Annotated in this window: 23 protein-coding genes; 12 read left to right on the forward strand and 11 right to left on the reverse strand. The window is 69.6% G+C overall.

Annotated features, from left to right (window positions below; translation table 11 throughout):
* Positions 1-116: 116 nt before the first annotated feature.
* Positions 117-1,880, reverse strand: coding sequence for an aspartate--tRNA ligase (aspS, locus tag ACFWYS_RS10605; RefSeq protein ID WP_384765702.1), 1,764 nt, complete (start codon positions 1,878-1,880; stop codon positions 117-119).
* Positions 1,881-2,070: 190 nt separating this feature from the next.
* Here aspS and ACFWYS_RS10610 point away from each other — a divergent pair, with 190 nt between their 5' ends.
* Entirely contained in the window at positions 2,071-4,221 is a 2,151-nt protein-coding gene (locus ACFWYS_RS10610) for a SpoIIE family protein phosphatase (RefSeq protein ID WP_384765704.1), read from the forward strand.
* Here the strand turns inward: ACFWYS_RS10610 and ACFWYS_RS10615 are convergent.
* The 3 genes from ACFWYS_RS10615 to ACFWYS_RS10625 all read right to left on the reverse strand — a co-directional run bounded on the left by ACFWYS_RS10615 (position 4,188) and on the right by ACFWYS_RS10625 (position 8,097).
* The gene (locus tag ACFWYS_RS10615) at positions 4,188-5,249 is read right to left on the reverse strand and encodes an AI-2E family transporter (RefSeq protein WP_384765706.1); all 1,062 of its coding nucleotides are present in this window, start codon (positions 5,247-5,249) and stop codon (positions 4,188-4,190) included. The two genes, ACFWYS_RS10610 and ACFWYS_RS10615, sit on opposite strands and share 34 nt — an antisense overlap.
* Before the next feature lie 134 nt (positions 5,250-5,383).
* A complete protein-coding gene (locus ACFWYS_RS10620; RefSeq protein WP_384765708.1) occupies positions 5,384-6,364 on the reverse strand; it encodes a pirin family protein in 981 nt (326 codons plus the stop codon).
* Between the two features lie 191 nt (positions 6,365-6,555).
* The gene (locus ACFWYS_RS10625) at positions 6,556-8,097 is read right to left on the reverse strand and encodes an MFS transporter (protein ID WP_384765709.1); all 1,542 of its coding nucleotides are present in this window, start codon (positions 8,095-8,097) and stop codon (positions 6,556-6,558) included.
* Positions 8,098-8,231: 134 nt separating this feature from the next.
* Here ACFWYS_RS10625 and ACFWYS_RS10630 point away from each other — a divergent pair, with 134 nt between their 5' ends.
* Positions 8,232-8,969, forward strand: a complete 738-nt coding sequence (locus tag ACFWYS_RS10630) for a TetR/AcrR family transcriptional regulator C-terminal domain-containing protein (RefSeq protein WP_384765711.1) — start codon at positions 8,232-8,234, stop codon at positions 8,967-8,969.
* A 35-nt stretch (positions 8,970-9,004) separates the two neighbouring features.
* On the opposite strand, the gene ACFWYS_RS10635 is transcribed toward ACFWYS_RS10630, so the two are convergent.
* Positions 9,005-9,481, reverse strand: coding sequence for an SseB family protein (locus tag ACFWYS_RS10635; RefSeq protein ID WP_384765713.1), 477 nt, complete (start codon positions 9,479-9,481; stop codon positions 9,005-9,007).
* A 181-nt stretch (positions 9,482-9,662) separates the two neighbouring features.
* Here ACFWYS_RS10635 and ACFWYS_RS10640 point away from each other — a divergent pair, with 181 nt between their 5' ends.
* From ACFWYS_RS10640 to ACFWYS_RS10655, 4 genes are all read left to right on the forward strand, one after another.
* The gene (locus tag ACFWYS_RS10640; protein WP_384765715.1) at positions 9,663-10,505 is read left to right on the forward strand and encodes an intradiol ring-cleavage dioxygenase; all 843 of its coding nucleotides are present in this window, start codon (positions 9,663-9,665) and stop codon (positions 10,503-10,505) included.
* 132 nt (positions 10,506-10,637) lie between these two features.
* Positions 10,638-12,464 (forward strand): acyl-CoA dehydrogenase, encoded by a 1,827-nt coding sequence (locus ACFWYS_RS10645; RefSeq protein WP_384765716.1) that lies wholly within the window; start codon positions 10,638-10,640, stop codon positions 12,462-12,464.
* Positions 12,465-12,577: 113 nt separating this feature from the next.
* Positions 12,578-13,876: a M18 family aminopeptidase gene (locus ACFWYS_RS10650; protein WP_384765718.1), complete on the forward strand. Its 1,299-nt coding sequence runs from the start codon at positions 12,578-12,580 to the stop codon at positions 13,874-13,876.
* 66 nt (positions 13,877-13,942) lie between these two features.
* On the forward strand, positions 13,943-14,194 hold the full coding sequence (locus ACFWYS_RS10655; RefSeq protein WP_384765720.1) for a DUF6458 family protein: 252 nt from the start codon (positions 13,943-13,945) through the stop codon (positions 14,192-14,194).
* Here the strand turns inward: ACFWYS_RS10655 and ACFWYS_RS10660 are convergent.
* Both ACFWYS_RS10660 and ACFWYS_RS10665 read right to left on the reverse strand, forming a co-directional pair.
* The gene (locus tag ACFWYS_RS10660; RefSeq protein WP_384765721.1) at positions 14,182-16,038 is read right to left on the reverse strand and encodes an NHL domain-containing thioredoxin family protein; all 1,857 of its coding nucleotides are present in this window, start codon (positions 16,036-16,038) and stop codon (positions 14,182-14,184) included. The genes ACFWYS_RS10655 and ACFWYS_RS10660 overlap by 13 nt on opposite strands.
* Positions 16,039-16,589: 551 nt before the next feature.
* The gene (locus tag ACFWYS_RS10665) at positions 16,590-16,982 is read right to left on the reverse strand and encodes a cupin domain-containing protein (protein ID WP_384765723.1); all 393 of its coding nucleotides are present in this window, start codon (positions 16,980-16,982) and stop codon (positions 16,590-16,592) included.
* Between the two features lie 53 nt (positions 16,983-17,035).
* On the opposite strand from ACFWYS_RS10665, the gene ACFWYS_RS10670 reads away from it, so the two are divergent.
* The gene (locus tag ACFWYS_RS10670; RefSeq protein WP_384765724.1) at positions 17,036-18,025 is read left to right on the forward strand and encodes a GlxA family transcriptional regulator; all 990 of its coding nucleotides are present in this window, start codon (positions 17,036-17,038) and stop codon (positions 18,023-18,025) included.
* Positions 18,022-18,519: an LURP-one-related/scramblase family protein gene (locus ACFWYS_RS10675; RefSeq protein ID WP_384765726.1), complete on the forward strand. Its 498-nt coding sequence runs from the start codon at positions 18,022-18,024 to the stop codon at positions 18,517-18,519. Before ACFWYS_RS10670 ends, ACFWYS_RS10675 begins: the two co-directional genes overlap by 4 nt.
* Before the next feature lie 47 nt (positions 18,520-18,566).
* Here ACFWYS_RS10675 and ACFWYS_RS10680 read toward each other — a convergent pair whose 3' ends face one another.
* Positions 18,567-19,364, reverse strand: coding sequence for a carbon-nitrogen family hydrolase (locus ACFWYS_RS10680; protein ID WP_384765727.1), 798 nt, complete (start codon positions 19,362-19,364; stop codon positions 18,567-18,569).
* A gap of 202 nt (positions 19,365-19,566) precedes the next feature.
* On the opposite strand from ACFWYS_RS10680, the gene ACFWYS_RS10685 reads away from it, so the two are divergent.
* Together ACFWYS_RS10685 and ACFWYS_RS10690 are read left to right on the forward strand one after the other, a co-directional pair.
* Entirely contained in the window at positions 19,567-20,391 is an 825-nt protein-coding gene (locus ACFWYS_RS10685) for a maleylpyruvate isomerase family mycothiol-dependent enzyme (RefSeq protein WP_384765728.1), read from the forward strand.
* Positions 20,392-20,476: 85 nt separating this feature from the next.
* Positions 20,477-21,271 (forward strand): SAM-dependent methyltransferase, encoded by a 795-nt coding sequence (locus tag ACFWYS_RS10690; protein WP_384765730.1) that lies wholly within the window; start codon positions 20,477-20,479, stop codon positions 21,269-21,271.
* A 57-nt stretch (positions 21,272-21,328) separates the two neighbouring features.
* Here ACFWYS_RS10690 and ACFWYS_RS10695 read toward each other — a convergent pair whose 3' ends face one another.
* A complete protein-coding gene (locus ACFWYS_RS10695; protein WP_384765732.1) occupies positions 21,329-22,627 on the reverse strand; it encodes a nitrate/nitrite transporter in 1,299 nt (432 codons plus the stop codon).
* Positions 22,624-23,286: a GntR family transcriptional regulator gene (locus ACFWYS_RS10700; RefSeq protein WP_384765734.1), complete on the reverse strand. Its 663-nt coding sequence runs from the start codon at positions 23,284-23,286 to the stop codon at positions 22,624-22,626. The genes ACFWYS_RS10695 and ACFWYS_RS10700 overlap by 4 nt, the downstream gene beginning before the upstream one ends.
* Before the next feature lie 212 nt (positions 23,287-23,498).
* On the opposite strand from ACFWYS_RS10700, the gene ACFWYS_RS10705 reads away from it, so the two are divergent.
* A complete protein-coding gene (locus tag ACFWYS_RS10705; protein WP_384765735.1) occupies positions 23,499-24,407 on the forward strand; it encodes a D-alanyl-D-alanine carboxypeptidase family protein in 909 nt (302 codons plus the stop codon).
* A 79-nt stretch (positions 24,408-24,486) separates the two neighbouring features.
* Here the strand turns inward: ACFWYS_RS10705 and ACFWYS_RS10710 are convergent, their stop codons facing one another.
* Positions 24,487-25,032, reverse strand: a complete 546-nt coding sequence (locus ACFWYS_RS10710; RefSeq protein WP_384765737.1) for a hypothetical protein — start codon at positions 25,030-25,032, stop codon at positions 24,487-24,489.
* 270 nt (positions 25,033-25,302) lie between these two features.
* Between ACFWYS_RS10710 and ACFWYS_RS10715 the strand changes: the two genes are divergently transcribed.
* The gene (locus ACFWYS_RS10715; RefSeq protein ID WP_384765739.1) at positions 25,303-26,241 is read left to right on the forward strand and encodes a D-alanyl-D-alanine carboxypeptidase family protein; all 939 of its coding nucleotides are present in this window, start codon (positions 25,303-25,305) and stop codon (positions 26,239-26,241) included.
* The last annotated feature ends 22 nt before the right edge of the window (positions 26,242-26,263 follow it).

The following is a 26,263-nucleotide window of genomic DNA, read 5'->3' on the forward strand; positions in this document are numbered from 1 at the left end:
CGCGGGGGGCTTTTGGGGTGTTATGTCTCGGGCGGCGCCTCCCGGGGCTCCGCGGCTGTAAAATTTTCTGTGGCCGCTACCCGCCCGGGCAACCCCCCCACTTCACGAGATGCCGCCTACTTCGGCTGCGGCTTGCGCACCGACAGGTGCAGCTCCTTCAGCCGCGCCTCCTCCAGCTCCGTCGGCGCGCCCATCATCAGGTCCTGGGCGTTGCCGTTGAGCGGGAAGGCGATGGTCTCGCGGATGTTGGGCTCGTCGGCGAGCAGCATGACGATGCGGTCGACGCCGGGGGCGATGCCGCCGTGCGGCGGGGCGCCGAAGCGGAAGGCGCGCAGCATGCCGGCGAACTTCTCCTCGACCGTGTCGCGGTCGTACCCGGCGATCTCGAACGCCTTGAGCATGATCTCCGGCTCGTGGTTCCGGATCGCGCCGGAGGACAGCTCGACGCCGTTGCAGACGATGTCGTACTGCCAGCCCAGGATGTCCAGCGGGTCCTGGGTCTCCAGGGCCTCCAGACCGCCCTGCGGCATGGAGAACGGGTTGTGCGAGAAGTCGATCGTGCCGGTGTCCTCGTCCTTCTCGTACATCGGGAAGTCGACGATCCAGCAGAACCGGAAGACGCCCTCCTCGAAGTGCCCGGCACGCTTGGCGGCCTCGACCCGCACCGCGCCCATGATCTTCGAGACCTCTTCGAACTCGCCCGCTCCGAAGAACACGGCGTGACCGGCGGCCAGCGACAGCCGCTTGGTCAGCTCGGCGACGTTCTCCTCGGTGAGGAACTTGGCGATCGGGCCGGACAGCGAGCCGTCCTCGGCGACGCGGACCCAGGCCAGGCCCTTGGCGCCCTGCGAGACCGCGAAGTCACCGAGCTGGTCGAAGAACTTCCGCGGCTGGGCGGACACGTCCGGCACCGGCAGCGCGCGCACGTGCTTGCCGGCGAACGCCTTGAACTCCGAGCCCTCGAAGATGTCGGTGATGTCGACAAGCTCCAGCTGGGCGCGCAGATCCGGCTTGTCGGAGCCGTACTTCAGCATCGCCTCGCGGAACGGGATGCGGGGGAAGGGGGAGGTGACGTGGCGGCCGCCGCCGAACTCCTCGAAGAGCTCCGTCATGAGCTGCTCGATCGGGCGGAACACGTCCTCCTGCTCGACGAAGCTCATCTCGACGTCGAGCTGGTAGAACTCGCCCGGCGAGCGGTCGGCGCGCGCGTCCTCGTCGCGGAAGCAGGGCGCGATCTGGAAGTAGCGGTCGAAGCCGGAGATCATCAGCAGCTGCTTGAACTGCTGCGGCGCCTGCGGGAGGGCGTAGAACTTGCCCGGGTGCAGACGGGAGGGGACGACGAAGTCGCGGGCGCCCTCGGGGGAGGTCGCGGACAGGATCGGCGTCGCCATCTCGTTGAAGCCCAGCGCCGTCATCTTGTGGCGGATCGCGGAGATGACCGCCGTACGCAGCAGGATGTTGCGGTGCATGCGCTCGCGGCGCAGGTCCAGGAAGCGGTACTCAAGGCGCCGCTCCTCGTTGACCCCGTCCTCGGTGTTGATCGTGAACGGCAGCGGGGCGGCCGCGCCGAGCAGCTCGACCTCGCCGACCTCGACCTCGACCTCGCCGGTGGGCAGGTCGGCGTTGATGTTGTCGGCGCCGCGGGAGACGACCTTGCCGTCGATACGGAGGGTCGACTCCTTGGAGAGCTTGTCGAGGGCCTCGTACGCGGGCGTGCCGGGACGGGCGACGAGCTGCGTGATGCCGTAGTGGTCGCGCAGATCGATGAAGAGGATGCCGCCCAGGTCGCGCCGATTGTGCAGCCAGCCACTCAGCCGGACGTCGGTGCCGACGTCAGAGGAGCGGAGCTCGCCGCAGGTGTGGGACCTGTACCGATGCATCGTCGTTCATCCAGTCTTCGCGGATCGGGGGGCGTGTTTCACGTGAAACTCCCCCCAAGCCTACCGGGGACACCAAGATCGGCTCCCCACCATTTGCCGCGCCCGTGGGCCCGTCCTCGGGCTCCGCCCGACCAGATGCCCCGTACAGCTTCGGTGGCAGTGTGCGATCACCTCTTCTTAGAGTGGGGCAATGCGCACTGGTGAGCCCCTGCCCGCCGTGGGGGAGGTTCTCGCCGCCCTCGCGACCGGACTGTGGCACTGGAACACCGCCACCGGACTGGTCACGGTCGATTCGGAGGCGGCACGGCTGCTCGGGCTGCCCCCCGAACAGGCCACCCTCAGCCAGGCCCAGGTGCGCTCCCGCCTGCACCCGGTCGACTGGAACGAGATCAGCGGGGTGATCCAGCTCGCCGTGGCCGAGGGCACGCTCGGCGAGGCACGGGTGCGGATCATGGATGAGCGGGGCCGGGTCATCCGGGTCGGCCGCAGCCGCTTCCACGCCTCCTTCGACCGCGAGAAGCGGTCGTACGAGGTGACCGGCTCCCTCCAGGAGGTCAGCGAACCGGCGCCGGGTACCTCGGCGGGGCGTACGGCGGTCACCGGCGACTGGCGGCGCTCACGGGAGGCGTTCCTGCTGGACGCGGGCCGGGCGCTGGCCGAGGCACGCTCCACGGCGGAGGTGCTGCGGGTCGCGGCCGGGCTGTCGATGCCGGGCTTCTCACCGGACGGGCTCGCGGTCTTCGGCGTCACGGGCGACCGCCTGACGATCATCGGCCACCACGGCCATCAGCCCGGTGACGAGGACCCCTTCACACATATGGCCCTGGAGACGGACTATCCGGCCGCCGAGGTCGTGCGCACCGGCCGTGCCGTCTATCTCTCGTCACCCGAGCGGTACAAGGACCGCTACCCGGTCACCTGGCCGCTCGCCGCGCCCTTCAACCGGCAGTCCTGGGCGTTCCTGCCGCTGACCGTGGCCGGGCGCACGATGGGCGCCTGGATGGCGGCGTTCGCCTATCCGGTCGCGTTCACCCCGGACGAACGGTCCGTGCTGACGACCGTGGCCCGCATGCTCGCCCAGGCCCTCTCCCGTGCCGAGGCCACCGAGTCCGCGCAGGAGCTGACGGACGGCCTCCAGCGCTCGATGCTGCCCAAGCTGGGCCCCGAGATACCGGGCATGCGCGTCGCCGCCCGCTATGTCCCGACCGGCGGCGGCCTCCAGGTCGGCGGCGACTGGTACGACATGATCCCGCTCCCGAACGGCCGCTTCGCCCTGGTCATCGGCGACGTCCAGGGCCATGACGTGCGGGCGGCGGGCCTGATGGGCCAGCTCCGGATCGCCCTGCGCGCCTACGCCTCCGAGGGCCACCGCCCCGACGCGGTCCTCTCCCGCGCCTCCCGCTTTCTGCACGGGATGACGCTGGGCTCCCTCGACGAGGACCCGTCCGAGCTGCGCTTCGCGACCTGCCTCTACGTCGAGGTCGACCCCACGACCGGCCTGCTGGACATCGCCCGCGCCGGGCACCCGGACCCGGCGATCCGGATGAGCGACGGCACGGTGCTCTCCCGCCCCACGGCCGGCGGACTCCCGCTGGGCATCGACCCGGACGCCGACTATCCGACGACCAGGATCACCCTGGAACCCGGCGAGACCATGCTGATCTGCACGGACGGGCTGATCGAGACCGGCGGCCACGACCTGGAGACCGGCTGGAAGCGCATCCGTACGATCCTGGAGGACCACGACGGCGACCTGGAGGAACTCGCCGACGGCCTCGTCCAGGCCGTGCACGGCCCGTCGTCCCACCACACCACCGGCCCGCTCGCCGACCGGCGCGAGGACGACATAGCGGTCCTGCTGCTGCGCCGGCAGGGCGACGGGCGCGGCGGCGGTTCTGCCCACGGGCAAGGCACGGCCGCCGTACCGCTGACGATCCGGCGCACCATGCTGTCGGTGGCGCAGGCCGAGCCGGAGCGGGTCGCGGTCGCCCGGCAGCAGCTGCGGGAGCTGCTGCACGACTGGGCCTCCGAAGACCAGGTCGACTCGGCGGTCCTGCTGCTGTCCGAGATGCTCACCAACGTCCTCGTGCACACCGACGCCGACGCGCTGGTGCTCGCCGAGGTACGGGGCGAGCCGGGGGGCCGTCGGCTGCGTGTGGAGGTGACGGACACCAGCGACGACCTGCCGCACAAGCGCCGGCCGGGGGAACTGGCGTCGTCCGGGCGGGGGTTGCTGCTGATCGAGCTGCTGGCGCAGGCGTGGGGCGTGGACCCGCGCGGCGAGGGCAAGAGCACCTGGGTCGAGCTCTACGAGTCGGCGGACGGCTCCGACGTCGCGTAACGCTCCTGCAGCTCGTGCAGGACACCGAAGGCGGCGGCGGTGAGCGGTACGGCCAGCAGCATGCCGAGGATTCCGGCGACGGAGGCTCCGGCGGTGATCGCCACCATGACGACGGCCGGGTGCATCTGCACGGTGCGGCTCTGGATCATGGGCGTGAGCACATGCCCTTCCAGGACCTGCACGGCGAGCACGATGGCCAGCACCCACAGCGCGATCACGAACCCCCGGTCGGCGAGCGCGACCAGCACCGCGACGGCCCCCGAGATGAAGGCACCCAGGTAGGGGATGTAGGCCCCGACGAAGACGAGCGCACCGAGCCCGACCGCGCCCGGCACATCGAGGACGAGCAGCCCGACGGAGATGCAGAGGGCGTCGATCAGGGCGACGAGGGTGGTCCCCCGCATGAACCCCTCGACGGCCTGGAACGCCCGCCGGGCCATGGCCTCCACGGCGTCCCCGCTCCCGCCCGGGACGACGGACCGCAGGGCATCGGCGGCCCGGTCGGAGTCCCGCAGGAAGAAGAACACCAGCAACAGGGCGAGTACGGCCATGGCGATGCTCTCGCCCACGACGCTGACCCCGCTGATGACACCGGAGGCGGCCGTCCCGCCGAACTTGGTGAGCAACTCCCGGGAGTTGGAGGCGAGATCGTCCAGCGAGGTCCCGGCGGCCCCGAAGTGGTCGGCGAGATCCTCGGCGGCCTGCTTGAGCGCGGCGACGATCTGGTCGCCGGTCTCGACGATCGCGGCGACGACGATGTACACGGCCCCGCCGACGACGGCCACGACGGCGACACAGGTGAGCCCGGCGGCCACCGACCGATTGACCTTGGCCTTCACCAGCCGCCGGTGCAGCGGCCCGAGCAACGCCGTCCCGAGCAGCGCGAGCAGCACGGGCACGACGGCCGTACGGAACTCGTCGGCCAGCCGGATCCCGACGTAGACGACCCCGGCGACCAGCAGCACGACGACACACCAGGCGGCGAGCCGCCGAACGGGGGCGGGGAGCAGCGGGGCGGGGGCCTGCACCTCTCCAGCGGATCATGGCCGGGCGGGGTTGTCGTGCGCGGGCGGACCGGGTGGGTGACGGTGACGAAAGGCCCGGATCCGCACCACAGGGCGCGGCTCCGGGCCTCGTCGTCTCAGGCGGAGAGCAGGCGGGGTCAGACCTGGGACGGCCCGCTCTCGCTCATCCCGTGCACCGCCGGTATCGTCCCGAGCCGGCCCTTCTGGAAGTCGTCGAAGGCCTGCTGGAGCTCTTCCCGGGTGTTCATCACGAAGGGGCCGTAGTGGGCCATCGGCTCACGGATCGGCCGGCCGCCCAGCAGGACGACCTCCAGGTCCGGCGTGTGGGAGTCCTGCTTCTCGTCCGCGCGGACCGTCAGCGAGCCGCCGTCGCCGAAGACCGCGGTCTGGCCGAGGTGGATCGGACGGCGGTCCGCACCCACCGCGCCCCGGCCGGCGAGGACGTACGCCAGACCGTTGAAGTCCTCACGCCACGGCAGGGTGATCTCCGCGCCCGGCGCGAGCGTCGCGTGGATCATCGTGATCGGGGTGTGGGTGATGCCGGGACCCTGGTGGCCGTCCAGCTCACCCGCGATGACCCGCAGCAGCGCGCCGCCGTCGGGGGTGGTGAGCAGCTGGACGTTGCCGCCGCGGATGTCCTGGTAGCGCGGCTGCATCATCTTGTCGCGGGCCGGGAGGTTCACCCACAGCTGCAGGCCGTGGAAGAGGCCGCCGGACATGACCAGGGACTCCGGCGGCGCCTCGATGTGGAGCAGGCCCGAGCCGGCCGTCATCCACTGGGTGTCGCCGTTGGTGATGGTGCCGCCACCGCCGTTGGAGTCCTGGTGGTCGAAGATCCCGTCGATGATGTAGGTGACGGTCTCGAAGCCCCGGTGCGGGTGCCAGGGGGTGCCCTTGGGCTCGCCCGGCGCGTAATCCACCTCGCCCATCTGGTCCATCATGATGAACGGGTCCAGATGGCGGTAGTTGATCCCGGCGAACGCACGGCGCACCGGGAAGCCCTCGCCCTCGAAACCGCTCGGCGCGGTCGTGACGGCGAGCACGGGACGGGCCACGGCCTCCGCGGGCGCGGCGACACGGGGCAGCGTCAGCGGGTTCTCGACGGTCACTGCAGGCATGTCGGTACCTCCTTGTGCGGCCAGTTTAGTTGAGCATTGAACTTCCTGCCACCCCTAACGGGAGAGGCGCGCCATCCATTCCCGCCGGGCACGACCGAAGGCCGACGCCCGGGGTGGGCGTCGGCCTTCGTCACGAGGTCCCGGTGGTTCGGTGGCGGCTCAGTGTGTCAGGAAGAGCCGGAGCGGTGGGGTCAGACGACCGGTTCGGGCCGGTTCTCCGCCGTACGGTCCGCGGTGTCCGGCGTGCGGTCTGCCGTGTCCGGCGTACGGTCCGCGGCGTCCGGCTTCCGGCGGTCGTCCCGCATGACCAGCGTCGCCAGCAGGGCCGCCGCCGCGACACCGATCGCGCTGACCGTGAAGGTGGTGGACATCGAGGCGGTGAAGGCCTCGCGGGCGGTGGCGATCAGACCCGCGTCGCCACCGGCGACCGCACCGGCGATCGAGTGCCTGGCCTCCTGCGGCGCCCCCTCGGGCATCCGGTCCGCGAAGCCGCTCGACAGCAGCGAGCCCAGGATCGCGATGCCCAGCGCGGTACCGGCCTGCTGGATGGTGTCGTTCAGGGCCGAGCCGACGCCCGCCTTGTCCTCGGGGATGGTGCCCATCAGCGCGCCCACCGCGGCCGGCATCGCCAGACCCGCGCCGAGCCCGAGCAGACCGAGCGCCACCGCCGGGACCGTGAAGCCGGAGTCCGCCGAGACCGTGCTCAGCAGGGCGAAGCAGGCCACCATCACCAGCATCCCCGCGAAGATCACCCACCGGTTGCCGTACTTGGCGGCGAGCTTGACGCCGACGCCGTTGCCGACGAGGGCCGTGATCGCCAGCGGCAGGAAGGCGAGGCCCGCCTTGATCGGCGAGTAGCCGAGCACGAACTGCAGATACTGCGTGAGGACCAGCAGCAGACCGCCGTTGCCGATCTGGACCAGGGCCAGGGAGATCGAACCGCCGCTGAAGTTGCGGTGCCTGAACAGGACCAGCGGGACCATGGGCGACTTGGTGACGTTCTCCCAGATCACGAACCCGGCCAGGGACACGAGGGCCACGGGCAGGGCAACGGTCCACACCCCGTGCTGCGGGAGCTCGATGATCCACCAGACCAGGGCCGTCATCCCGACCGCCGACAGCACCGCGCCCAGCGGGTCCGGCTTCTGCCAGGGCGCCCTGGACTCCGGCATCAGCGTCAGACCGGCGACGACGGCGAGCGCCACGATCGGCACGTTGATGAAGAAGATCGACTGCCAGGAGAAGTGCTCGATCAGGACACCGCCCAGCACCGGGCTGCCGACCAGGCCGAGCATCGACACCGAGCTCCATGCCGCCATCGCCTTGCCGCGCTCGTCCTCGTCGAAGACGGTGATCAGGATCGACAGCGTGGACGGCATGATCAGTGCCCCGCCGACACCCATCGCGACGCGGACGGCAATCACCTCGCCGGGGTTCGTGCACCAGGTCGCGGCCAGTGAGGCCGCCCCGAAGAGCAGGAGCCCGATCAGCATCACCTTCCGGCGTCCGAACCGGTCCCCGAGGCTGCCGGAGGTGAGCAGCAGCCCCGCGAACACCAGGATGTAGGAGTCCAGGATCCACTGGGTCTCCTGGGCGCTCGCCCCGATCTCCCCGGTCATCACCGGCACCGCGACGGTCAGCGCCATGCTGTCGACGACCAGCACCAGCGTGCTCAGGCAGAGCACGATCAGGATCCACCAGCGGCGTGGATCACGGGTTTCCTTGACATCCATGACGGATTCCCCTCCGGTTCGTGAACACCGTTCCTTCGTTGCGAACACTGTACGCATGGCGGAACAGTGTTCGCAACCCTCGATTCCTGTACGCTCGACGCGAACGATGTACGCAGGGATGCGAAGGAGTGCCGATGGCCGCCAAATCGACGAAGCAGAGCCCCATCCCCTCCGTCTGGGCCCGCCCCCAGCGCGAGCCCGACCAGCCCACGCTCAGCCGCGCCACGATCGTGCGCGAGGCGATCGTCATGCTGGACGCCGAGGGCGTGGAGGCGCTGAGCATGCGCAAGCTCGCCACCCGCCTGAACGCCGGCGCCGCCTCCCTCTACCGGCACGTGGCGACCAAGGACGAGCTGATGGAGCTGGCCGTCGACGAGGTCGCCGCCGAGATCCACGTACCGGCGGCGGACGGCTCCGACTGGCGTGCGGCCGTCAGCGAGGCCGCGCACTCCTTCCGTACGACGGCGCTACGGCACCCATGGCTGGGCTCACTGCTCGGCCAGGCGGGGCTCGCCTACCTCGGCCCCAACCTGATGGCGTACTCGGAGCGGCTGGCCGCCCTGTTCACGGCGGCCGGATTCACGGATCCCACGATCGCGATCGACGCCGTGATGTCGTACGTCATCGGCATGAGCACCACCGAGGCCGCCTGGCTCATCACGGTCGCCCGCGCCGGAGAGACGGAGGCAGGCTTCATCGCCCGCCTGATGCCGGCGGCGCAGCAGGCGGTCGCGGATCACGAACACCTGGCGAAGGGCTACGCCGAGGCGGAGAAGGCCGCCACCACCGACCCGGCGGCCATGCGGGACGCGAAGTTCACGGCGGCCCTGGACATCGTGCTCGACGGGCTGGCGCTACGGCTCGCCCGCTGACCCGGCGCCCGCAGAACTCAGCCGTACATCCTGACTCAGCCGTACATCCGGCGCATCGCGAACTCGACCATCTGTTCCACGGCCTTCGCGTCGAAGACCATGCGGTGCTCGCCCTCCATGTCGAGGACGAAGCCGTAGCCGGTCGGGAGCAGGTCGATCACCTCGGCGCCGGTGATGACGAAGTACTTGGACTCCTTGCCCGCGTACCGCCGCAGCTCCTTGAGCGAGGTGAACATCGGGATCACCGGCTGCTGGGTGTTGTGCAGGGCGAGGAAGCCGGGGTTGTCACCGCGCGGGCAGTAGACCTTCGACGTCGCGAAGACCTGCTGGAAGTCCTCCGCGGCCATCTGCCCGGTGGTGAAGGCCCGCACCGCGTCCGCGAGGGAGGGTGGAGACGGCTCGGGGTAGAGCGGCGGCTGCTGGCCGTACCCGCCCACTCCGCCGGCCATGGGCTGCTGCGGCGGGGCGTACCCCTGCTGCTGTGCACCGACGTTCTGGTCGTAGCCGTACATGGGCGCAAGCGTACCGAGAGCGGCCGGGAGGGCGAGCCGGTACCGGCTCGCCGGGAAACCGACAGTGACTTGACAGCGACTCGACAGCGGCCTCGCCGGTTTCCCACAGGTTCCGCTCCTAGCGTCTGTGGCATCGACGGGAAGTGCCCCCACACGGCACCTCACCAGCAAGGGGACAGCCATGCACCGACACCATGACGACGAGGTCCACGAGCACGACAGAGGCCTCTCCTACGACCTTCCCGTCCTCGCCCGCCGCCGCATGATCCGGCTGATGGCGGGCGCGAGCCTGGTCCCGCTGGTGGGATGCAGCGCGGACGAGGACACCTCGGCGTCGTCCTCGTCCTCCTCTTCCTCGGCCGCGTCCTCCGCCGGCTCCTCCTCGTCCGCCGAGTGCGCGACCATCCCGAGCGAGACCGCCGGGCCCTACCCGGGCGACGGTTCGAACGGCGTGAACGTCCTCAAGGAGAGCGGTGTGGTGCGCGGCGACATCACCAAGAGCTTCGGCGACTCCGCGGGCGGCACCGCCGAAGGCGTGCCCCTGACCGTCACGCTCACGGTCGTGGACGCCGCCTCCGGCTGCGGGACGCCCAAGAAGGGCGCCGCCGTCTACCTGTGGCACGCCGACCGCGACGGCAAGTACTCGCTGTACTCGGAGGGCATCACGGAGGAGAACTACCTGCGGGGCGTCCAGGAGACGGACGACAAGGGCCAGGTCACCTTCACCAGCGTCTTCCCCGGCTGCTACGACGGCCGCTGGCCGCACATCCACTTCGAGGTCTACGGCAGCCTGGCCGACGCCACGGCGGCCACGTCCATCACCAGCACCTCGCAGCTCGCCTTCCCCAAGGACACCTGCGACGCGGTGTACGCCACGGACGGCTACGGCCAAAGTGTGACGAATCTCCGCCGTATCTCCCTGGAGACGGACGGCATCTTCAGCGACGGTTACGACCAGCAGCTCGCTGCGATGTCCGGCAGCGCCGGGCAGGGCTACACCGCGACGCTGACCGTTCCGGTGTGACCTGTCACAGATGACGGGATCGGGGTTGCGTCTTATTACTGACGGGTAGCATCATCGTAGCTACTTGTTGGTACGTGAACTAGCGCGAGGATCCAAGTGCCTCGCCGATCCCTCTCTACGGAGTCGTTGACCATGGGGCACTACAAGTCGAATCTGCGCGACATCGAGTTCAACCTCTTCGAAGTACTCGGCCGCGACAAGCTGTACGGCACGGGTCCGTTCGAGGAGATGGACGTCGAGACCGCGAAGAGCATCCTTGAGGAGCTGACCCGGCTCGCCGAGAACGAGCTGGCCGAGTCCTTCACGGACGCCGACCGCAACCCCCCGGTCTTCGACCCGGAGACCAACACCGCGCCGGTCCCGCCGTCCTTCAAGAAGAGCTACAAGGCCTTCATGGACTCCGAGTACTGGCGTCTCGGTGTCCCCGAGGCGATCGGCGGCACGACGGCGCCGCCGTCCCTGATCTGGTCGTACGCGGAGCTGATCCTCGGCTCGAACCCGGCCGTGTGGATGTACTCCTCCGGCCCGGCGTTCGCCGGGATCCTCTACGACGAGGGCAACGACGTCCAGAAGAAGATCGCGCAGATCGCCGTGGACCGGACCTGGGGTTCGACCATGGTGCTCACCGAGCCGGACGCCGGTTCGGACGTGGGCGCCGGCCGCACCAAGGCGATCCAGCAGGAGGACGGCTCCTGGCACATCGAGGGCGTGAAGCGCTTCATCACGTCCGGTGAGCACGACATGGAGGAGAACATCCTCCACTACGTGCTGGCGCGTCCCGAGGGTGCCGGCCCCGGCACCAAGGGCCTGTCCCTCTTCATGGTCCCGAAGTACCTCTTCGACTTCGAGACCGGCGAGCTGGGCGAGCGCAACGGCGCCTACGCCACGAACGTCGAGCACAAGATGGGCCTGAAGGCCTCCAACACCTGCGAGATGACCTTCGGCGACCGCCACCCCGCCAAGGGCTGGCTGATCGGCGACAAGCACGACGGCATCCGCCAGATGTTCCGCATCATCGAGTTCGCCCGCATGATGGTCGGCACGAAGGCGATCTCCACGCTGTCGACGGGCTACCTGAACGCGCTGGAATACGCCAAGGAGCGCGTCCAGGGCACGGACCTCGCGAACTTCATGGACAAGGCCGCGCCCAAGGTCACCATCACGCACCACCCGGACGTCCGCCGCTCGCTGATGACGCAGAAGGCGTACGCGGAGGGCATGCGCGCGCTGGTCCTCTACACGGCCTCGGTCCAGGACGCGATCGCGGTGAAGGAGGCGGCGGGCGAGGACGCGAAGGCCGAGCACGCGCTCAACGACCTGCTCCTGCCGATCGTCAAGGGCTACGGCTCCGAGAAGGGCTACGAGCAGCTCGCCCAGTCGCTGCAGACCTTCGGCGGCTCCGGCTTCCTGCAGGAGTACCCGATCGAGCAGTACATCCGTGACTCCAAGATCGACACCCTGTACGAGGGCACCACGGCGATCCAGGGCCAGGACTTCTTCTTCCGGAAGATCGTCCGCAACCAGGGCGCCGCGCTGAACTCGCTCGCCGAAGACATCAAGAAGTTCCTGGCGCTCGGCGAGGGCGGCGAGGAGCTCGGCACGGCCCGCGAGCAGCTCGCCAAGGCGGCCGTGGAGCTGGAGGCGATCGTCGGTCTGATGCTGACCGACCTCGCGGCCACCGAGCAGGACACCAAGAACATCTACAAGGTGGGCCTCAACACCACCCGCCTGCTGATGGCCTCCGGTGACGTCGTCGTCGGCTACCTGCTGCTCAAGGGTGCCGCGGTCGCCGCCGAGAAGCTGGCGTCGGCCTCCGCCAAGGACAAGTCCTTCTACCAGGGCAAGATCGCGGCGGCGAAGTTCTTCGCTGCCAACGTCCTGCCGGGTGTCACCGGTGCGCGCAAGCTCGCCGAGGGTGTCGAGCTGGACCTGATGGAGCTGGACGAGGCGGCCTTCTAAGCAAGGGTTCCGGCCACTCGTTCCGGTCACTCACGGACAATCCACATCGCCCTCACGAGGGCCCGCTCTCCTTCACCGGGAGCGGGCCCTCGTACGTCGTTAAGGTGAACCCCATGAGCGAACCCCCCCGCTTCGACCGCGGCCACACCGACGACCTCATGTCCTTCCTGGCGGCGAGCCCGTCGCCGTACCACGCCGTGGCGAACACCGCCGAGCGGCTGGAAAAGGCCGGCTTCCGGCAGGTCTCGGAGACGGACGCGTGGGACGGGTCGAGCGGCGGCAAGTACGTGCTGCGCGGTGGCGCGATCGTAGCCTGGTACGTGCCCGAGGGCGCGGCGCCGCACACGCCGTTCCGGATCGTCGGGGCGCACACGGACTCCCCCAATCTGCGGGTGAAGCCGCTGCCCGACACCGGGGCGCACGGCTGGCGGCAGGTCGCCGTGGAGATCTACGGCGGACCGCTGCTCAACTCCTGGCTCGACCGCGACCTGGGCCTCGCGGGCCGGCTGACGCTGCGGGACGGCTCGTCGCGGCTGGTGAACGTGGACCGTCCGCTGCTGCGCGTCCCCCAGCTCGCCATCCATCTGGACCGCTCGGTGTCGGCGGAGGGGCTCAAGCTCGACAAGCAGCGCCACCTCCAGCCGATCTGGGGTCTCGGCAACGATGTGCGCGACGGCGACCTGATCGCGTACCTGGAGGAGACGGCCGGGCTGGCCGCGGGCGAGGTCACCGGCTGGGATCTGATGGTCCACTCCGTGGAGGCACCGGCGTACCTGGGCCGCGACAAGGAGCTGGTCGCGGGCCCGCGGATGGACAACCTGCTCTCGGTGCACGCGGGGGCGGCGGCGCTGGCAGGGGTGGCCGGCTCGGGCGCCGGGCTGCCGTGCATCCCGGTGCTGGCCGCCTTCGACCACGAGGAGAACGGCTCGCAGAGCGACACGGGTGCGGACGGGCCGCTGCTGGGCAGCGTCCTGGAGCGCTCGGTGTTCGCGCGCGGGGGCTCGTACGAGGACCGGGCGCGGGCCTTCGCGGGCACGGTCTGCCTGTCGTCGGACACGGGCCACGCCGTGCACCCCAACTACGCCGAGCGCCACGACCCGACGCACCACCCGCGGGTCAACGGCGGGCCGATCCTCAAGGTCAACGTCAACAACCGCTATGCGACCGACGGTTCGGGCCGCGCGGTGTGGGCGGCGGCCTGCGAGAAGGCGGACGTCCCCTTCCAGTCCTTCGTCTCCAACAACTCCATGCCCTGCGGCACCACCATCGGCCCGATCACCGCGGCCCGGCACGGCATCAAGACCGTCGACATCGGTGTGGCGATCCTGTCGATGCACAGTGCGCGCGAGCTGTGCGGCGCGGACGACCCGTGGCTGCTGGCGAACTCTCTGGTGGCGTTCCTGGAAGGGTAGTTCGACCAGGGTGGGGTACTCGCCTCCGACCGGAACCACCGGACACCGGACAGGGAGGCGACACTCATGGGCCTCGGCGGGTGCATCATTCTCATCGCCGCGGGAGCCATCCTCACGTTCGCGACCGACTGGGAGATGGAGGGGGTCAACCTCGACCTGGTCGGCGTCATCCTGATGATCGTGGGGCTGATCGGCACCACGACGTTCAGCAGCATCGCCCGGCGCAGGCGCGTAGTGGTGCCACCCTCGACGCCGGTCGTCGACGAGGAGGGGCACCACCATCGGCGGGACGGGTACAACGACGGTTACGGCGCCTGAGGCTCCGCCCCGTCGTCCGTCCCTCCCTCCGTCCCGGCGTCCATTCCGGCGAGCACCAGGGGCAGGCGGTCGGCGCCGCCCTCGGTGAGACGGACCGGCACGCCCCAGTCCTGCTGGTGGACATGGCAGGCGGGGTACTCGTTGGCCGGGTCGTCGTCACAGGAGGCGGCCATCGCCGAGACATGCAGGACGCCCTGCGGGACGGAAGGGTCGAGTTCGAGGGTGCGGGAGAGATCGGTCCCCGCACCCTCGCCCGCGAGCAGCAGCTCGGGGGGAGTGGCGGAGACCAGCAGGCGGGTCGAGGGGCCGTATCTGGTGTCGAGCTTCTGACCTGCCGGGGCTTGGAAGATCACGTCCAACCGGAGCTTGCCCGGGGCGACTTCGGTGGCGGCACGCTGCGTACGGTGAGCCACCGAGGCCACCTGCACCGCTTCCTCCGGCAGACGCAGCCGCGTGAGCCGGTGCCGGGCCGATTCGACCACCACGATGTCGTCGCCGGCCAGCACCGCGCCCGACGGCTCCCGCAGATCCGTCGCCAGGGTGGTGACCTCGCCGGTCGCGGGGTCGTAGCGGCGCAGGGCGTGGTTGTAGGTGTCGCTGATCGCGACCGAGCCGTCGGGGAGTGCCGTGACGCCCAACGGGTGCTGCAGCAGGGCCTGTTCGGCGGCTCCGTCGCGATGGCCGAAGTCGAAGAGGCCGGTGCCGACGGCGGTGTGGACGGCGCCGTCGCGGTCCACCCAGCGCAGGGCGCTCGTCTCGGAGTCGGCGAGCCAGAGACGGTCCCCGTCCGCCGAGACCGCGAGGCCGGACGGCTGCGCGAACCAGGCCTCGGCGCCGGGGCCGTCGACGAGGCCCTCGTTGGAGGTGCCGGCGATGACGGAGACGGTGCCGTCGGCGGGGTCGTAAGCCCACAGCTGGTGGATGCCGGCCATGGCGATCCAGACCTTGCCGTGCCACCACGCCACGTCCCACGGTGAGGACAGGTTGACCTCGCGCGCGGGGCCCGACACGGCGTCGCCCTGCATCCACTGGTAGCCGGTGCCCGCCAGGGTGGTGGTGCGGCCGCTCTCCGGGTCGAAGCGCCTGATCGCGTGGCTCACCGTGTCGGCGACGACCACGGAACCGTCCGGCAACAGGGCCAGACCCTGCGGCTCGTTGAACCGCGAACGCACCGAGGTGCTGTCGGTGGACCCACGGCTGCCCTGACCGATCCGCCGGACGACCGTCTCCCCGTCCGCCTCCAGCTCCACCAGCTGATGCCGGGTGGTGTCGCTGACCAGGAAGTTCCCGGACGGCAGCAGCAGCACCTTGCCCGGGAAACGCAGCACCGTCGGCTCCGGCTCCGGCGCCACGTACGGCCCGTCGCCGCGCCGCAGCGTCCCCTTCGCCTCGTGCTCGGCCTCCAGCTCCGTCACCAGCCGCTCGATGGCGTGCACATGCCCCTCACCGGCGTGCTGCGCGACGACGTACCCCTCCGGGTCGATCACGACGAGCGTCGGCCAGGCCCGCACCGCGTACTGCTTCCAGGTGGCGAGCTCGGGGTCGTCCAGGACGGGGTGCTCGACGCCGTACCGCTCCACGGCGTCCACGACCGCCTGGTGCTCGGCCTCGTGCACGAACTTCGGCGAGTGCACCCCGATGACGACGACCGTGTCCCGGTGCTTCCTCTCCAGCTCCCTGAGTTCGTCCAGGACGTGCAGGCAGTTCACGCAACAAAACGTCCAAAAATCAACAATTGCGATGCGTCCTCGAAGCCCTGCGAGGTCGAGTTCCCGGCCACCTGTGTTGATCCAGCCGCCCTTGCCCACCAGCTCGGGGGCGCGGACACGTACGCGCTTTGCCATGCGCTCAGCCAATCACATACGCGCCTCGCGCTATTTCGTATGCATCTCACCGGTCCAGACGATGCGCAGACGCCTCTCAGGATCGAACCTGTGCCCACGGCCGGGGGCCCTTGCCACCCAGACCCGCTCCATGGCTGAGAACAAAAGAGACCGCCGCTGCCGGACATCGCTCTTGTCCCACTGCGTCGCAAGCATCGGATTCCGGTACAGGAATGCGTTGACGACGACCTCCTCCACGCAGGTCGCCATCGCTCGTGCTCCTGGGCAGGTTGCCCGGTCAGCAGGTGAACCGGCCCGCGGGCAGGATGCTTACGCCGTCACTTCGAAGCGGCGTCCTTGCCCGCAATTCCGCGGCAATTCGCCTCTGTTCTGTGGGAGCAGACCCGCGAAAGCCGGGGCTCTCAGCAGTTGGGACAGCGAACCCACCTGCCACAGGCCCCCGCGCGGTGCAGGGAGCCCTGTCGGGCAACGTCCTTGTAGCCGGACTTCCCTCGGTCGATGTGAACCTGGCGAACCACCAGACCGTCAAAGGTGATGAACTCATCTGCCGGTCAAGGCAGCGCATGCCCGGTGGTGGCGTCCACATGGTCCGGCACCTCGTCGTGGCGGTCGCCGACGGTGAGGGTGCCGGTGGGTTCCAGGACCAGGATCTCGGCGGGCGCCGGGGCGTACGGCTTGTGCTCGGTGCCGCGCGGGACGGTGAAGACGCTGCCCTTGCGGAGGACGACCGTGCGTTCCCCGGACGGCTCCCGCAGGGAGATGTGCAGTTCGCCCTCCAGGACGAGGAAGAACTCGTCGGTGTGGTCGTGCACATGCCAGAGATGCTCGCCCTCCACCTTCGCGACGCGTACGTCGTAGTCGTTGACGGTGGTGATGATGCGAGGGCTCCACCGGTCGGTGAAGGAGGCGAGGGCCTGGGCAAGGGAGATGGGTTCGCTGGTCATGTCCGTCATGCTCGGCGGTGGCCCGGCACCGGCACGAGTGCTAGAAATCGCACATGCCGCAAGGATCCTCTCAGCCGCATCGCGTGGTTCTCGTGGTCGACGAGAACTCCAATCCGTTCGAGATGAGCTGCGCGATCGAGGTCTTCGGACTGCGCAGACCGGAACTGGGCCGGGAGCTGTACGACTTCGGGCTGTGCGCCGCCCGGCCCCTGACCCGTATGCGGGACGGCTTCTTCACGCTCACCGGTGTCGCGGGGCTGGAGGCTGCCGAGGAGGCGGACACGCTGATCGTCCCGAACCGGCCCGACACCGGTACGCCCCGCGCACCGGAGGTGCTGGAGGTCGTGCGCCGGGCACACGCGCGTGGCGCCCGGCTGCTCGGCTTCTGCTCCGGTGCCTTCACCATCGCGGAGGCCGGACTGCTGGACGGGCGGCGCGCGGCATGCCACTGGATGTGGGCGGAGTCGTTCCGGGCGCGGTTCCCGAAGGTCCGTCTGGAGCCCGATGTGCTGTTCGTCGACGACGGGGACATCCTCACCGCCTCCGGCAGCGCCTCGGCACTCGACTTGGGCCTGCATGTCGTACGACGGGACCACGGCGCCGAGATCGCCAACCACGTCTCCCGTCGGCTCGTCTTCGCCGCCCACCGCGACGGCGGTCAGCGGCAGTTCGTGGAGCGGCCGGTGCCGGACGTGCCGGACGAGTCGCTGGGGCCGTTGCTCGCCTGGGCGCAGGAACGGCTGGGCGAGCCGCTCACGGTGGCCGACCTGGCGGGGCGGGCGTCGGTGTCACCGGCGACCCTGCACCGCCGCTTCCGTACCCAGTTGGGGACGACGCCGCTGGCCTGGCTGACCGGAGAGCGGGTGGCGTTGGCGTGCCGGCTGATCGAACGCGGGGAGGAGCGGCTGGACGTGGTGGCGGCCAGGAGCGGGCTCGGCACCGCGGCGAACCTACGCGTGCGTGTGCGGCGCGAGACGGGGCTCAGCCCGTCGGCCTACAGGCGGCGTTTCGGACCCGGCAGCGGGGAACCCCTCGTCTCATGAGATTCCTCGTACGCGATCGGATCCTCGGCATCGGTGACGACTACTGGATCGAGGACGACCGGGGCAACAGGGTGTTCCTCGTCGACGGCAAGGCGATGCGGCTGCGGGACACCTTCGAGCTGAAGGACACGCAGGGGCACGTCCTCATCGACATCCACCAGAAGATGCTCGCCCTGCGCGACACGATGGTGATCGAGCGGGACGGACAGCCGCTCGCGAAGATCCGCCGCAAACGGATGTCCCTGCTGCGCAACCACTACCGGGTGTCCCTGGCCGACGGCAGCACGGAACTCGACGTCAGCGGCAAGATCCTCGACCGGGAGTTCGCCATCGAGTACGACGGCGAACTGCTGGCCGTCGTCTCCCGGCGGTGGCTGCACATCCGGGAGACGTACGGCGTGGACGTCGTACGCGATGACGCGGATCCGGCGCTGCTGATCGCGGTGGCGGTGTGCGTGATCCACCTCGCCGAGAAGGAGCACGGAGACGACTGAGGAGGGGGAGCGGAGAGGGAAGGGCAGGGGGAAAGGGGGAGGGGGCGTCAGCGGCGTGGGGGCGCCAGGCCCAGCATCCTGTCCTTCAGCGCCGGGAACTGGTCCCGGGTCGCCGCCACCTTCGCCGGGTCGAACTCCACCGTGAGGACCTGCTCCCCCGCCCCGGCCTGTGCCAGCACCTCGCCCCACGGATCGACCACGATCGAGTGACCGGCCTGCGGAACTCCCGCATGCGTCCCGGCCGTTCCACAGGCGAGCACGAACGCCTGGTTCTCCACCGCCCGCGCCTGAGCCAGCAGCGTCCAGTGCGCCCGGCGGCGCTCCGGCCAGCCCGCCGGGACGACCAGGGTCTCGGCGCCGGCGTCGACGAGGCCGCGGAAGAGTTCGGGGAAACGGAGGTCGTAGCAAGTGGCCACGCCAAGAGTCGTCTCGGGCAGCCGGACCGTCACCAGTTCCTCGCCCGCGCCCATCAGCACGGCCTCGCCCTTGTCGAAGCCGAACCGATGGATCTTGCGGTACGCGGCGACCAGATCACCGGAGGGTGAGAAGACGAGAGAGGTGTTGTAGAGGGGGCCCTCGGGGTCACGCTCGGGGATCGAGCCCGCGTGCAGCCACACACCCGCGTCGCTCGCGGCCTTCGCCATCGCCTCGTACGTCGGCCCTTCGAGCGGCTCGGCCTCACCGGCGAACTCCTCGTAGGCGAACGCCCCGGTGGTCCACAGCTCCGGCAGGACGACGAGGTCGGCCGACCCGGCCTGTTCCCGCACGAGAGAGGCCGTCCTCACTCGGCGCGATTCGACCGTTTCGCCCTCATTGACATCGATCTGGAGCAAAGAGGCGCGCACACTACCACCGTCCTGGCATTCGAGCGGTCCACACGGGCTTCCCTACGGGCCTACGATCGTCACACGAAAGCACTGCCGGGGTGCCTCACAGCAGCGTAACTTAGCGTTTCAAGACACCCGCCGACAGCAGCCGCCGCCCACTGGCAACGACGCCACAACCTGCCCGCGTACCGACGCACCAACCGCCGAGGGGTCCCGTTCCGTGAGTCTGCATCCCACCCTCCAGCCCCACGCCGACGCCTGGACCCACTCCATCGACGCGATATCCGAGCTGGTGACGCCGCTTGTCGAGGGTGAGTGGAACCGGCGGACACCGTGCCCCGGCTGGTCCGTCCGCGACGTCGTGTCGCATGTCATCGGCCTGGACTGCGAGATGCTCGGCGACCCGCGCCCCATCCACACGCTCCCGCGCGACCTCTTCCACGTCACCAACGACAGCCAGCGGTACATGGAGATGCAGGTCGACGTCCGCCGCCATCACACGGCGCCGGAGATGACGTCCGAGCTGGAGTACACGATCATCCGCCGCAACCGCCAGCTGCGGAACGAGTCCCGCGACCCCGGCACGAAGGTGCGCGGCCCGCTCGGCGCGGAGCTCACCCTCGAAGAGTCCATGCGGGGCCACGCCTTCGACGTGTGGGTGCACGAACAGGACCTGCGCGCCGCCCTCGGCCGCCCCGGCAACCTCGACTCCCCCGGCGCCCACGTGGCTCGCGACGCCCTCCTCGGCAAGCTGCCCGACATCGTCGCCACCAAGGCCAATGCGCCCCGCAGCTCGGCGATCGTCTTCGACGTGCACGGCCCGATCGAGTTCCTGCGCACGATCCGCATCGACATCCAGGGCCGCGGCACCCTCGAAACGGCCCCCGCCCTCGGCCCCGCCGCCACCCTCACCCTCGACTGGGAGACCTACGTCCGCCTGGCCTGCGGCCGCGTCACACTGGAGGCGGTGACTGACCGCGTGAAGGCGGAGGGGGACACAGGCCTGACGGCGGCGATCCTGCGCAACTTCACGGTGACGCCGTAGAAGCGGGTTCTGGATGGGACGGGTAGGGGCGGCGGGGGCGGAAAACCGCTGTCGCCCACTCACCGCCCACGGCTAACGTCCCGCCGTGACCGACACCGAGACGCACCCGCAGACGCCCACCCGAACGCCCACCAACCCCCCACGCCTCACCCGTCTGACCTTCCACGGCCCTCTGTCGGAAGCCCGGGCGGACCGCATGGTGCAGCGGCTCATACGCACGAACCCCACCACGGTCCTGGACATCGGCTGCGGCTGGGGCGAGTTGATGCTCCGCGTCCTGGCCGCCGCACCGCGGGCGACGGGACTCGGCATCGACCTCAACACCGAGGACCTCACCCGCGCCCGCGACAACGCCGGGGCCAGAGGGCTGGCCCAACGGGCCGAATTCATCGAGGAGTCCGCCACCGGAACCTCCCGCGGCCCCGCCGACCTGGTCCTGTGCATCGGCGCGAGCCAGGCCCTGACCACGACCGAGCCGCCCCACCACACCGCCGAGGCCCTCCGCGAGCTACGCCGCCTGGTCACCGACGACGGCCGCGTACTGCTCGGCGAGGGCTTCTGGCAGCACCCTCCGGCCCCCGCCGAACTCTCCGGCATGTGGCCGCAGGCCGCCGCGTCCGACCACCACGACCTCGCCACCCTCCTCGACCTCGCGGTCGCCGCCGGCTTCCGCCCCGAGTGGACCGAGACGGCGAACGCGGACGAGTGGGAGGAGTTCGAGTCGGCGTACCAGGCGGACACCGAGGTATGGCTGGCCCGGCACCCCGACCACCCGCTGGCCGCCGAGACCCGCGAGCGCCTCGACCGCCACCGCGCCCAGTGGATGAGCTACCGCGGCGTACTGGGCCTCGCGTACCTCACACTCGTCCCGGCCCGCTGAGCACTCGTCGGCCCGCTGAGCGCCCGTACCGGCCCGCTGAGGTGCGGGCTCACCGGCTCACGCCGGCACGTGCACCGTCTCCACCCTGCTCGCGACCAGCCGCTCCCGCTCCCTGCGAGCCGCCCGCCTCCGCAGCCGCAGAATCTGGCTGACTCCCAGCGCCTGGAGCACGAACACCACGGAGAAGGCGATCGAGTAGTCGTCCCCGGTCGCGTCCAGCAGCACTCCGACCGCGAACAGCGTCGTCATCGAGGCGACGAACCCGCCCATGTTGGTGATGCCGGACGCCGTCCCCTGCCGCTCCGGCGGATTCGCCGGCCGCGCGAAGTCGAAGCCGAGCATCGAGGCCGGCCCGCATGCCCCGAGCACGGTGCACAGCACGACCAGCAGCCACATCGGCGCCGTATCGGCGGGCCAGGCCAGCGTCGTCGCCCACACCACCGCCGTCGCCCCGACGGTGCCGAGCGCCAGCGGCAGCCGCGCCTCGTGGTGCCGGGCGACGATCTGGCCGTAGACCAGGCCCACGACCATGTTCGACAGGACGACGAGGGTGAGCAGTTCACCGGCCGACGCCCGGGACAGCCCCTGCGCCTCGACCAGGAACGGCATCCCCCACAGCAGCAGAAACACCATCGCCGGGAACTGCGTCGTGAAGTGCACCCACAGCCCGAGCCGGGTGCCGGGCTCCCGCCAGGAGGTGGCGATCTGGCGTCGTACGTACGCCGCGCCCTGGTGCGGCAGCGGCGCCGGCTCGTGGCCCTCGGGGTGGTCCTTCAGGAACAGGAGCAGCAGCACGAGTACGACGGCGCCCGCGCCCGCGCTGCCCGCGAACGCCGCCGTCCAGCCCACCCCGTGCAGCAGCCGTGCCAGCACCAGCGTGGAGACGAGGTTGCCGGCCATGCCGGCCAGACCCGCGAGCTGGGCGATCAGCGGGCCGCGCCGGGCCGGGAACCAGCGGGTGCCGAGCCGCAGCACGCTGATGAACGTCATCGCGTCACCGCAGCCCAGCAGCGCGCGCGAGGCGAGGGCGGTGCCGTACGACGGTGAGAAGGCGAAGCCCAGTTGGCCCACGGTGAACAGCACCGTGCCGATGGCCAGCACCTTCTTGGTGCCGAGCCGGTCGACGAGGAGGCCGACGGGTATCTGCATGCCCGCGTACACGAGCAGTTGGAGGATCGAGAACGTCGACAGAGCCGAGGCGTTCACGTCGAAGCGGTCGGCGGCGTCGAGGCCGGCGACACCGAGGGACGTACGGAAGATGACGGCGACGAAGTAGACCGAGACGCCTATGCCCCAGACGGCTGCGGCGCGGCGACCGCCCGGCGGATCGCCGGGCAGTGCGGTGGCGGGCCTCATCGCTCCTCACCTCGCGCGAGGTGGGAGAACCAGCCGATGTGCCGGTGGACGGTGCCCACGGCCGCCTCGGTGTCCCCGGAGCGCAGCGCTTGAAGGATCTCCTCGTGCTCGGCGAGGGTCTTGGCGATCCGGTCGGGGTGGGAGTACATGATGGCGACGCCCATCCGCAGTTGCCGGTCGCGCAGTTGGTCGTAGAGCCGCGACAGGATCTCGTTGCCGCCGCTGCGGACGATCTCCGCGTGGAAGCAGCGGTCGGTGACGGCGGCTCCGGCGAGGTCGCCGGCGGCGGCCTGGGCCTTCTGCTGGGCGAGCAGTTCCTCCAGGCGCGCGATGAGCCCGGGGGGCGCGGGGACGGCCTTGCGCGCCGCATGCTCCTCCACGAGCATCCGCGTCTCCACCACGTCCTTGATCTCCTGCGCGGAGACCGGCAGGACCAGGGCTCCCTTCTTCGGGTAGAGCTTGATCAGCCCCTCGACCTCCAGCCGCAGCAGCGCCTCGCGCACCGGGGTGCGGGACACCCCTACGGCCTCGGCGAGTTCGCCTTCGGTGAGCAGCGTGCCACCCTCGTAACGGCGTTCCAGGACACCCTGTTTGACGTGGGTGTAGACGCGGTCGGCGGCGGGGGGCTGCTTGGTCGGGGCGGGCGGTGCTGATGGCATGTGCACATCTTAGATACAACACGTACGCATAGATGCATCCGTTCCACGATACGGACGGGCACCCCCGCCTCAACCGCCACACAACCTTCTGTGCTAATTACGTGTCACGCATGTGCGGTCCCGCTCACCTCTCAGCCCCGCTCACCTCCCGGGCCGCCATACTTCAACTGGACCGCACATCAGGGGCATTCGAAGCAATCGGGGTACTTCCGTTGATAACCGACATCCAGGGCAGCCGTCTCCGCAGGGCAAGCGCTGTCGCCGTGACCACCGGCGCCATGCTCGCGGGCGCGGTCCTCTCCGCCATGCCCGCGCAGGCCGCCACCGCACCCTCGGTCGCCGCCAAGGGCGGCTATGTGATGAACAACGCGAACGGCACGTCGCTGTACACCAAGGCCGCGGACACCAGGCGCTCCACCGGTTCCACGACCAAGATCATGACCGCCAAGGTCGTGCTGTCGCAGCCGAACCTCAACCTTGACGCCAAGGTGACGATCCAGAAGGCGTACAGCGACTACATCGTCGCGAACGACTGGGCCTCCAACGCCAAGCTGATCGTCGGCGACAAGGTCACCGTGCGCCAGCTGCTGTACGGCCTGATGCTGCCGTCCGGCTGCGACGCCGCGTACGCCCTCGCCGACAAGTTCGGTACGGGCTCGACGCGGGCCGCACGCGTGAAGTCGTTCATCGGCAAGATGAACACGGCCGCGAAGAACCTCGGCCTGAAGAACACGCACTTCGATTCCTTCGACGGCATCGGCAAGGGCTCGAACTACTCGACGCCGCGCGACCTGACGAAAATCGCCAGCAGCGCGATGAAGAACTCGATGTTCCGCACGGTCGTCAAGACGAAGAAGTACACCGCCAAGACGATCACCAAGTCCGGCAGCGTCCGCACCATGGCGCCGTGGGAGAACACCAACAAGGGCCTGCTCAACGGCTACAGCGGCACGATCGGCGTGAAGACCGGCTCGGGTCCGGAGGCCAAGTTCTGCCTGGTCTTCGCCGCCACCCGGAACGGCAAGACCGTCATCGGCACCGTGCTCGCGTCGACCTCGGTCGCCCAGCGCGAGACGGACGCGAAGAAGATGATGAACTACGGCTTCGCGAAGCTCGGCTGACGCCGGCCAGGACACGGGCGAAGGGGCCTGCCGCAGGCGCGGCAGGCCCCTTCGTCTGTTCGCGGACCGGCTGCCGGACTCAGCCGTGCATCAGCGGCGAGCCGACCAGCTGCTTGGTGATGGCGCCCTTGCCGTCACCCTCGATGTCGTAGACGACCGTCGAGTCCGAGGACCAGTACAGGTTCTTGTCGTACGTCACCGACGGCACGGTGCAGACGCTCGCGGGGGTGACCTCCCCGGGACCCGAGTAGTCGGCGTTGAACAGCGACGTCCAGTCGCACGTCTTCGACGCCACGATCTTGTCGGTGGCGCCCGAGTCGTCGCGCGACTCGACCCGCGTCGTGATCTTGAACGAGGTGAATCTCTTGCTGTTGTCGATCACCTGGTCGTCGACGATGTTCCAGGTCACCGAGCTCGACGCCGTCACCTTCCCCGAGGTGACGTCGGCGCAGTTCTCGATGTAGTAGGTCGTCGCGGGCTTCTGACCCGGGAAGATGATGTTGAACTGGTGCGCGAAGGAGTCCGAGCACGAGCTGACGGCGGCCGCCGGAGAGGCGAACGCGATGCCTCCGGCGAGAATGCCGCCGGCGAGCGCGAGCGCGCTGAGAGACTTTGCGACCTTCATGAGTTTCCCCCTGATTCCCCGTGTTTGCCGGACGGTTGATGGACCATCCGAATCGAACGGCTGGTCGACCGATCGACGGAGCGATCATATGTCGCCACGAGAGGGGCGCACATGAGCCACAGGATCTTGTCCAGATCCCCACATGTTGGCTGATTCTTTTCCCTCGCCCGTCGTACAACCCTTCACGCCCCTCGGGGGTCTCCTCAGAGCCTCCCCCCTCCAATTCTGAGGTGCCCTCCCTGGGCATCTCGCATATTCGGAGCGTTCATAGTGATAACCGGCATCAAGGGCGTACGTTTCCGCAGAGCCGCAGCCGTCGTCGCCACGACCGGCGCGCTGGTGGCGGGCGGCGCCTTGAGTGCGCCCGCCCAGGCGGCGACCGCCCCCACGGTCAGCGCCAAGGGCGCGTTCATGCTCAACAGTGCGACGGGCTCCACGCTCTACAGCAAGTACGGCGACACCAAGCGGCCGATGGCGAGCACCACCAAGATCATGACGGCCCGGGTCGTCCTGAGCACCCCCAACCTGAACCTCGACCGCAAGATCACCGTCAAGCAGGCCTACCGCGACTACATCGCCGCCAGGGGCGCGAGCAGCGCGGACCTGAAGACCGGCGACAAGGTCACCGTCCGCCAGCTGCTGCACGCGATGCTGCTGCCGTCCGGCTGCGACGCGGCGATGGCCCTCGCGGACACCTTCGGCACGGGCACGACGGTCTCGGCGCGCACCAAGTCCTTCATCGGCAAGATGAACACCAAGGCCAAGGACCTCGGCCTGACGAACACCCACTTCGACTCGTTCGACGGCAACTCGACGCAGAACACGAACTACACGACCCCGCGCGACCTCGCCAAGCTCACCCGCAGCGCGATGACGTACTCGACGTTCACCGGCATCGTGAAGCGCACGAAGACTGTGACGTACGCGACCACCAGCACCGGCGGCACCCGCACCTACACCTGGTACAACACGAACAAGCTGCTGGGCTCCTACAGCGGCGCGACCGGCGTGAAGACCGGCACCAACACCCCGGCCGGACCCTGCCTCGTCTTCGCAGGCACCCGCAACGGCAAGTCGGTCGTCGGCGTCCTCCTCAACGACACGAACCGCTTCACGGACGCCGCCAAGCTGATGGACTACGCCTTCGGCTCCAGCTCGGCGACCACGATGCAGCTGCGCACGCTGCCGCAGGGCGCACAGCGGGACTGACCGGGACTGACCCGGGACTGAA

Origin of the sequence: Streptomyces sp. NPDC059010, assembly GCF_042740355.1 — a bacterium.
Classification (GTDB): domain Bacteria; phylum Actinomycetota; class Actinomycetes; order Streptomycetales; family Streptomycetaceae; genus Streptomyces.

Bases quoted from the DNA above. Each gene is read 5' to 3' on its own strand.
- aspS (WP_384765702.1), bottom strand. From the start codon at position 1,880: ATGCATCGGTACAGGTCCCACACCTGCGGCGAGCTCCGCTCCTCTGAC.
- ACFWYS_RS10610 (WP_384765704.1), top strand. From the start codon at position 2,071: ATGCGCACTGGTGAGCCCCTGCCCGCCGTGGGGGAGGTTCTCGCCGCC.
- ACFWYS_RS10620 (WP_384765708.1), bottom strand. From the start codon at position 6,364: ATGCCTGCAGTGACCGTCGAGAACCCGCTGACGCTGCCCCGTGTCGCC.
- ACFWYS_RS10625 (WP_384765709.1), bottom strand. From the start codon at position 8,097: ATGGATGTCAAGGAAACCCGTGATCCACGCCGCTGGTGGATCCTGATC.
- ACFWYS_RS10630 (WP_384765711.1), top strand. From the start codon at position 8,232: ATGGCCGCCAAATCGACGAAGCAGAGCCCCATCCCCTCCGTCTGGGCC.
- ACFWYS_RS10635 (WP_384765713.1), bottom strand. From the start codon at position 9,481: ATGTACGGCTACGACCAGAACGTCGGTGCACAGCAGCAGGGGTACGCC.
- ACFWYS_RS10640 (WP_384765715.1), top strand. From the start codon at position 9,663: ATGCACCGACACCATGACGACGAGGTCCACGAGCACGACAGAGGCCTC.
- ACFWYS_RS10645 (WP_384765716.1), top strand. From the start codon at position 10,638: ATGGGGCACTACAAGTCGAATCTGCGCGACATCGAGTTCAACCTCTTC.
- ACFWYS_RS10650 (WP_384765718.1), top strand. From the start codon at position 12,578: ATGAGCGAACCCCCCCGCTTCGACCGCGGCCACACCGACGACCTCATG.
- ACFWYS_RS10655 (WP_384765720.1), top strand. From the start codon at position 13,943: ATGGGCCTCGGCGGGTGCATCATTCTCATCGCCGCGGGAGCCATCCTC.
- ACFWYS_RS10660 (WP_384765721.1), bottom strand. From the start codon at position 16,038: ATGGCAAAGCGCGTACGTGTCCGCGCCCCCGAGCTGGTGGGCAAGGGC.
- ACFWYS_RS10665 (WP_384765723.1), bottom strand. From the start codon at position 16,982: ATGACCAGCGAACCCATCTCCCTTGCCCAGGCCCTCGCCTCCTTCACC.
- ACFWYS_RS10670 (WP_384765724.1), top strand. From the start codon at position 17,036: ATGCCGCAAGGATCCTCTCAGCCGCATCGCGTGGTTCTCGTGGTCGAC.
- ACFWYS_RS10675 (WP_384765726.1), top strand. From the start codon at position 18,022: ATGAGATTCCTCGTACGCGATCGGATCCTCGGCATCGGTGACGACTAC.
- ACFWYS_RS10695 (WP_384765732.1), bottom strand. From the start codon at position 22,627: ATGAGGCCCGCCACCGCACTGCCCGGCGATCCGCCGGGCGGTCGCCGC.
- ACFWYS_RS10700 (WP_384765734.1), bottom strand. From the start codon at position 23,286: ATGCCATCAGCACCGCCCGCCCCGACCAAGCAGCCCCCCGCCGCCGAC.
- ACFWYS_RS10710 (WP_384765737.1), bottom strand. From the start codon at position 25,032: ATGAAGGTCGCAAAGTCTCTCAGCGCGCTCGCGCTCGCCGGCGGCATT.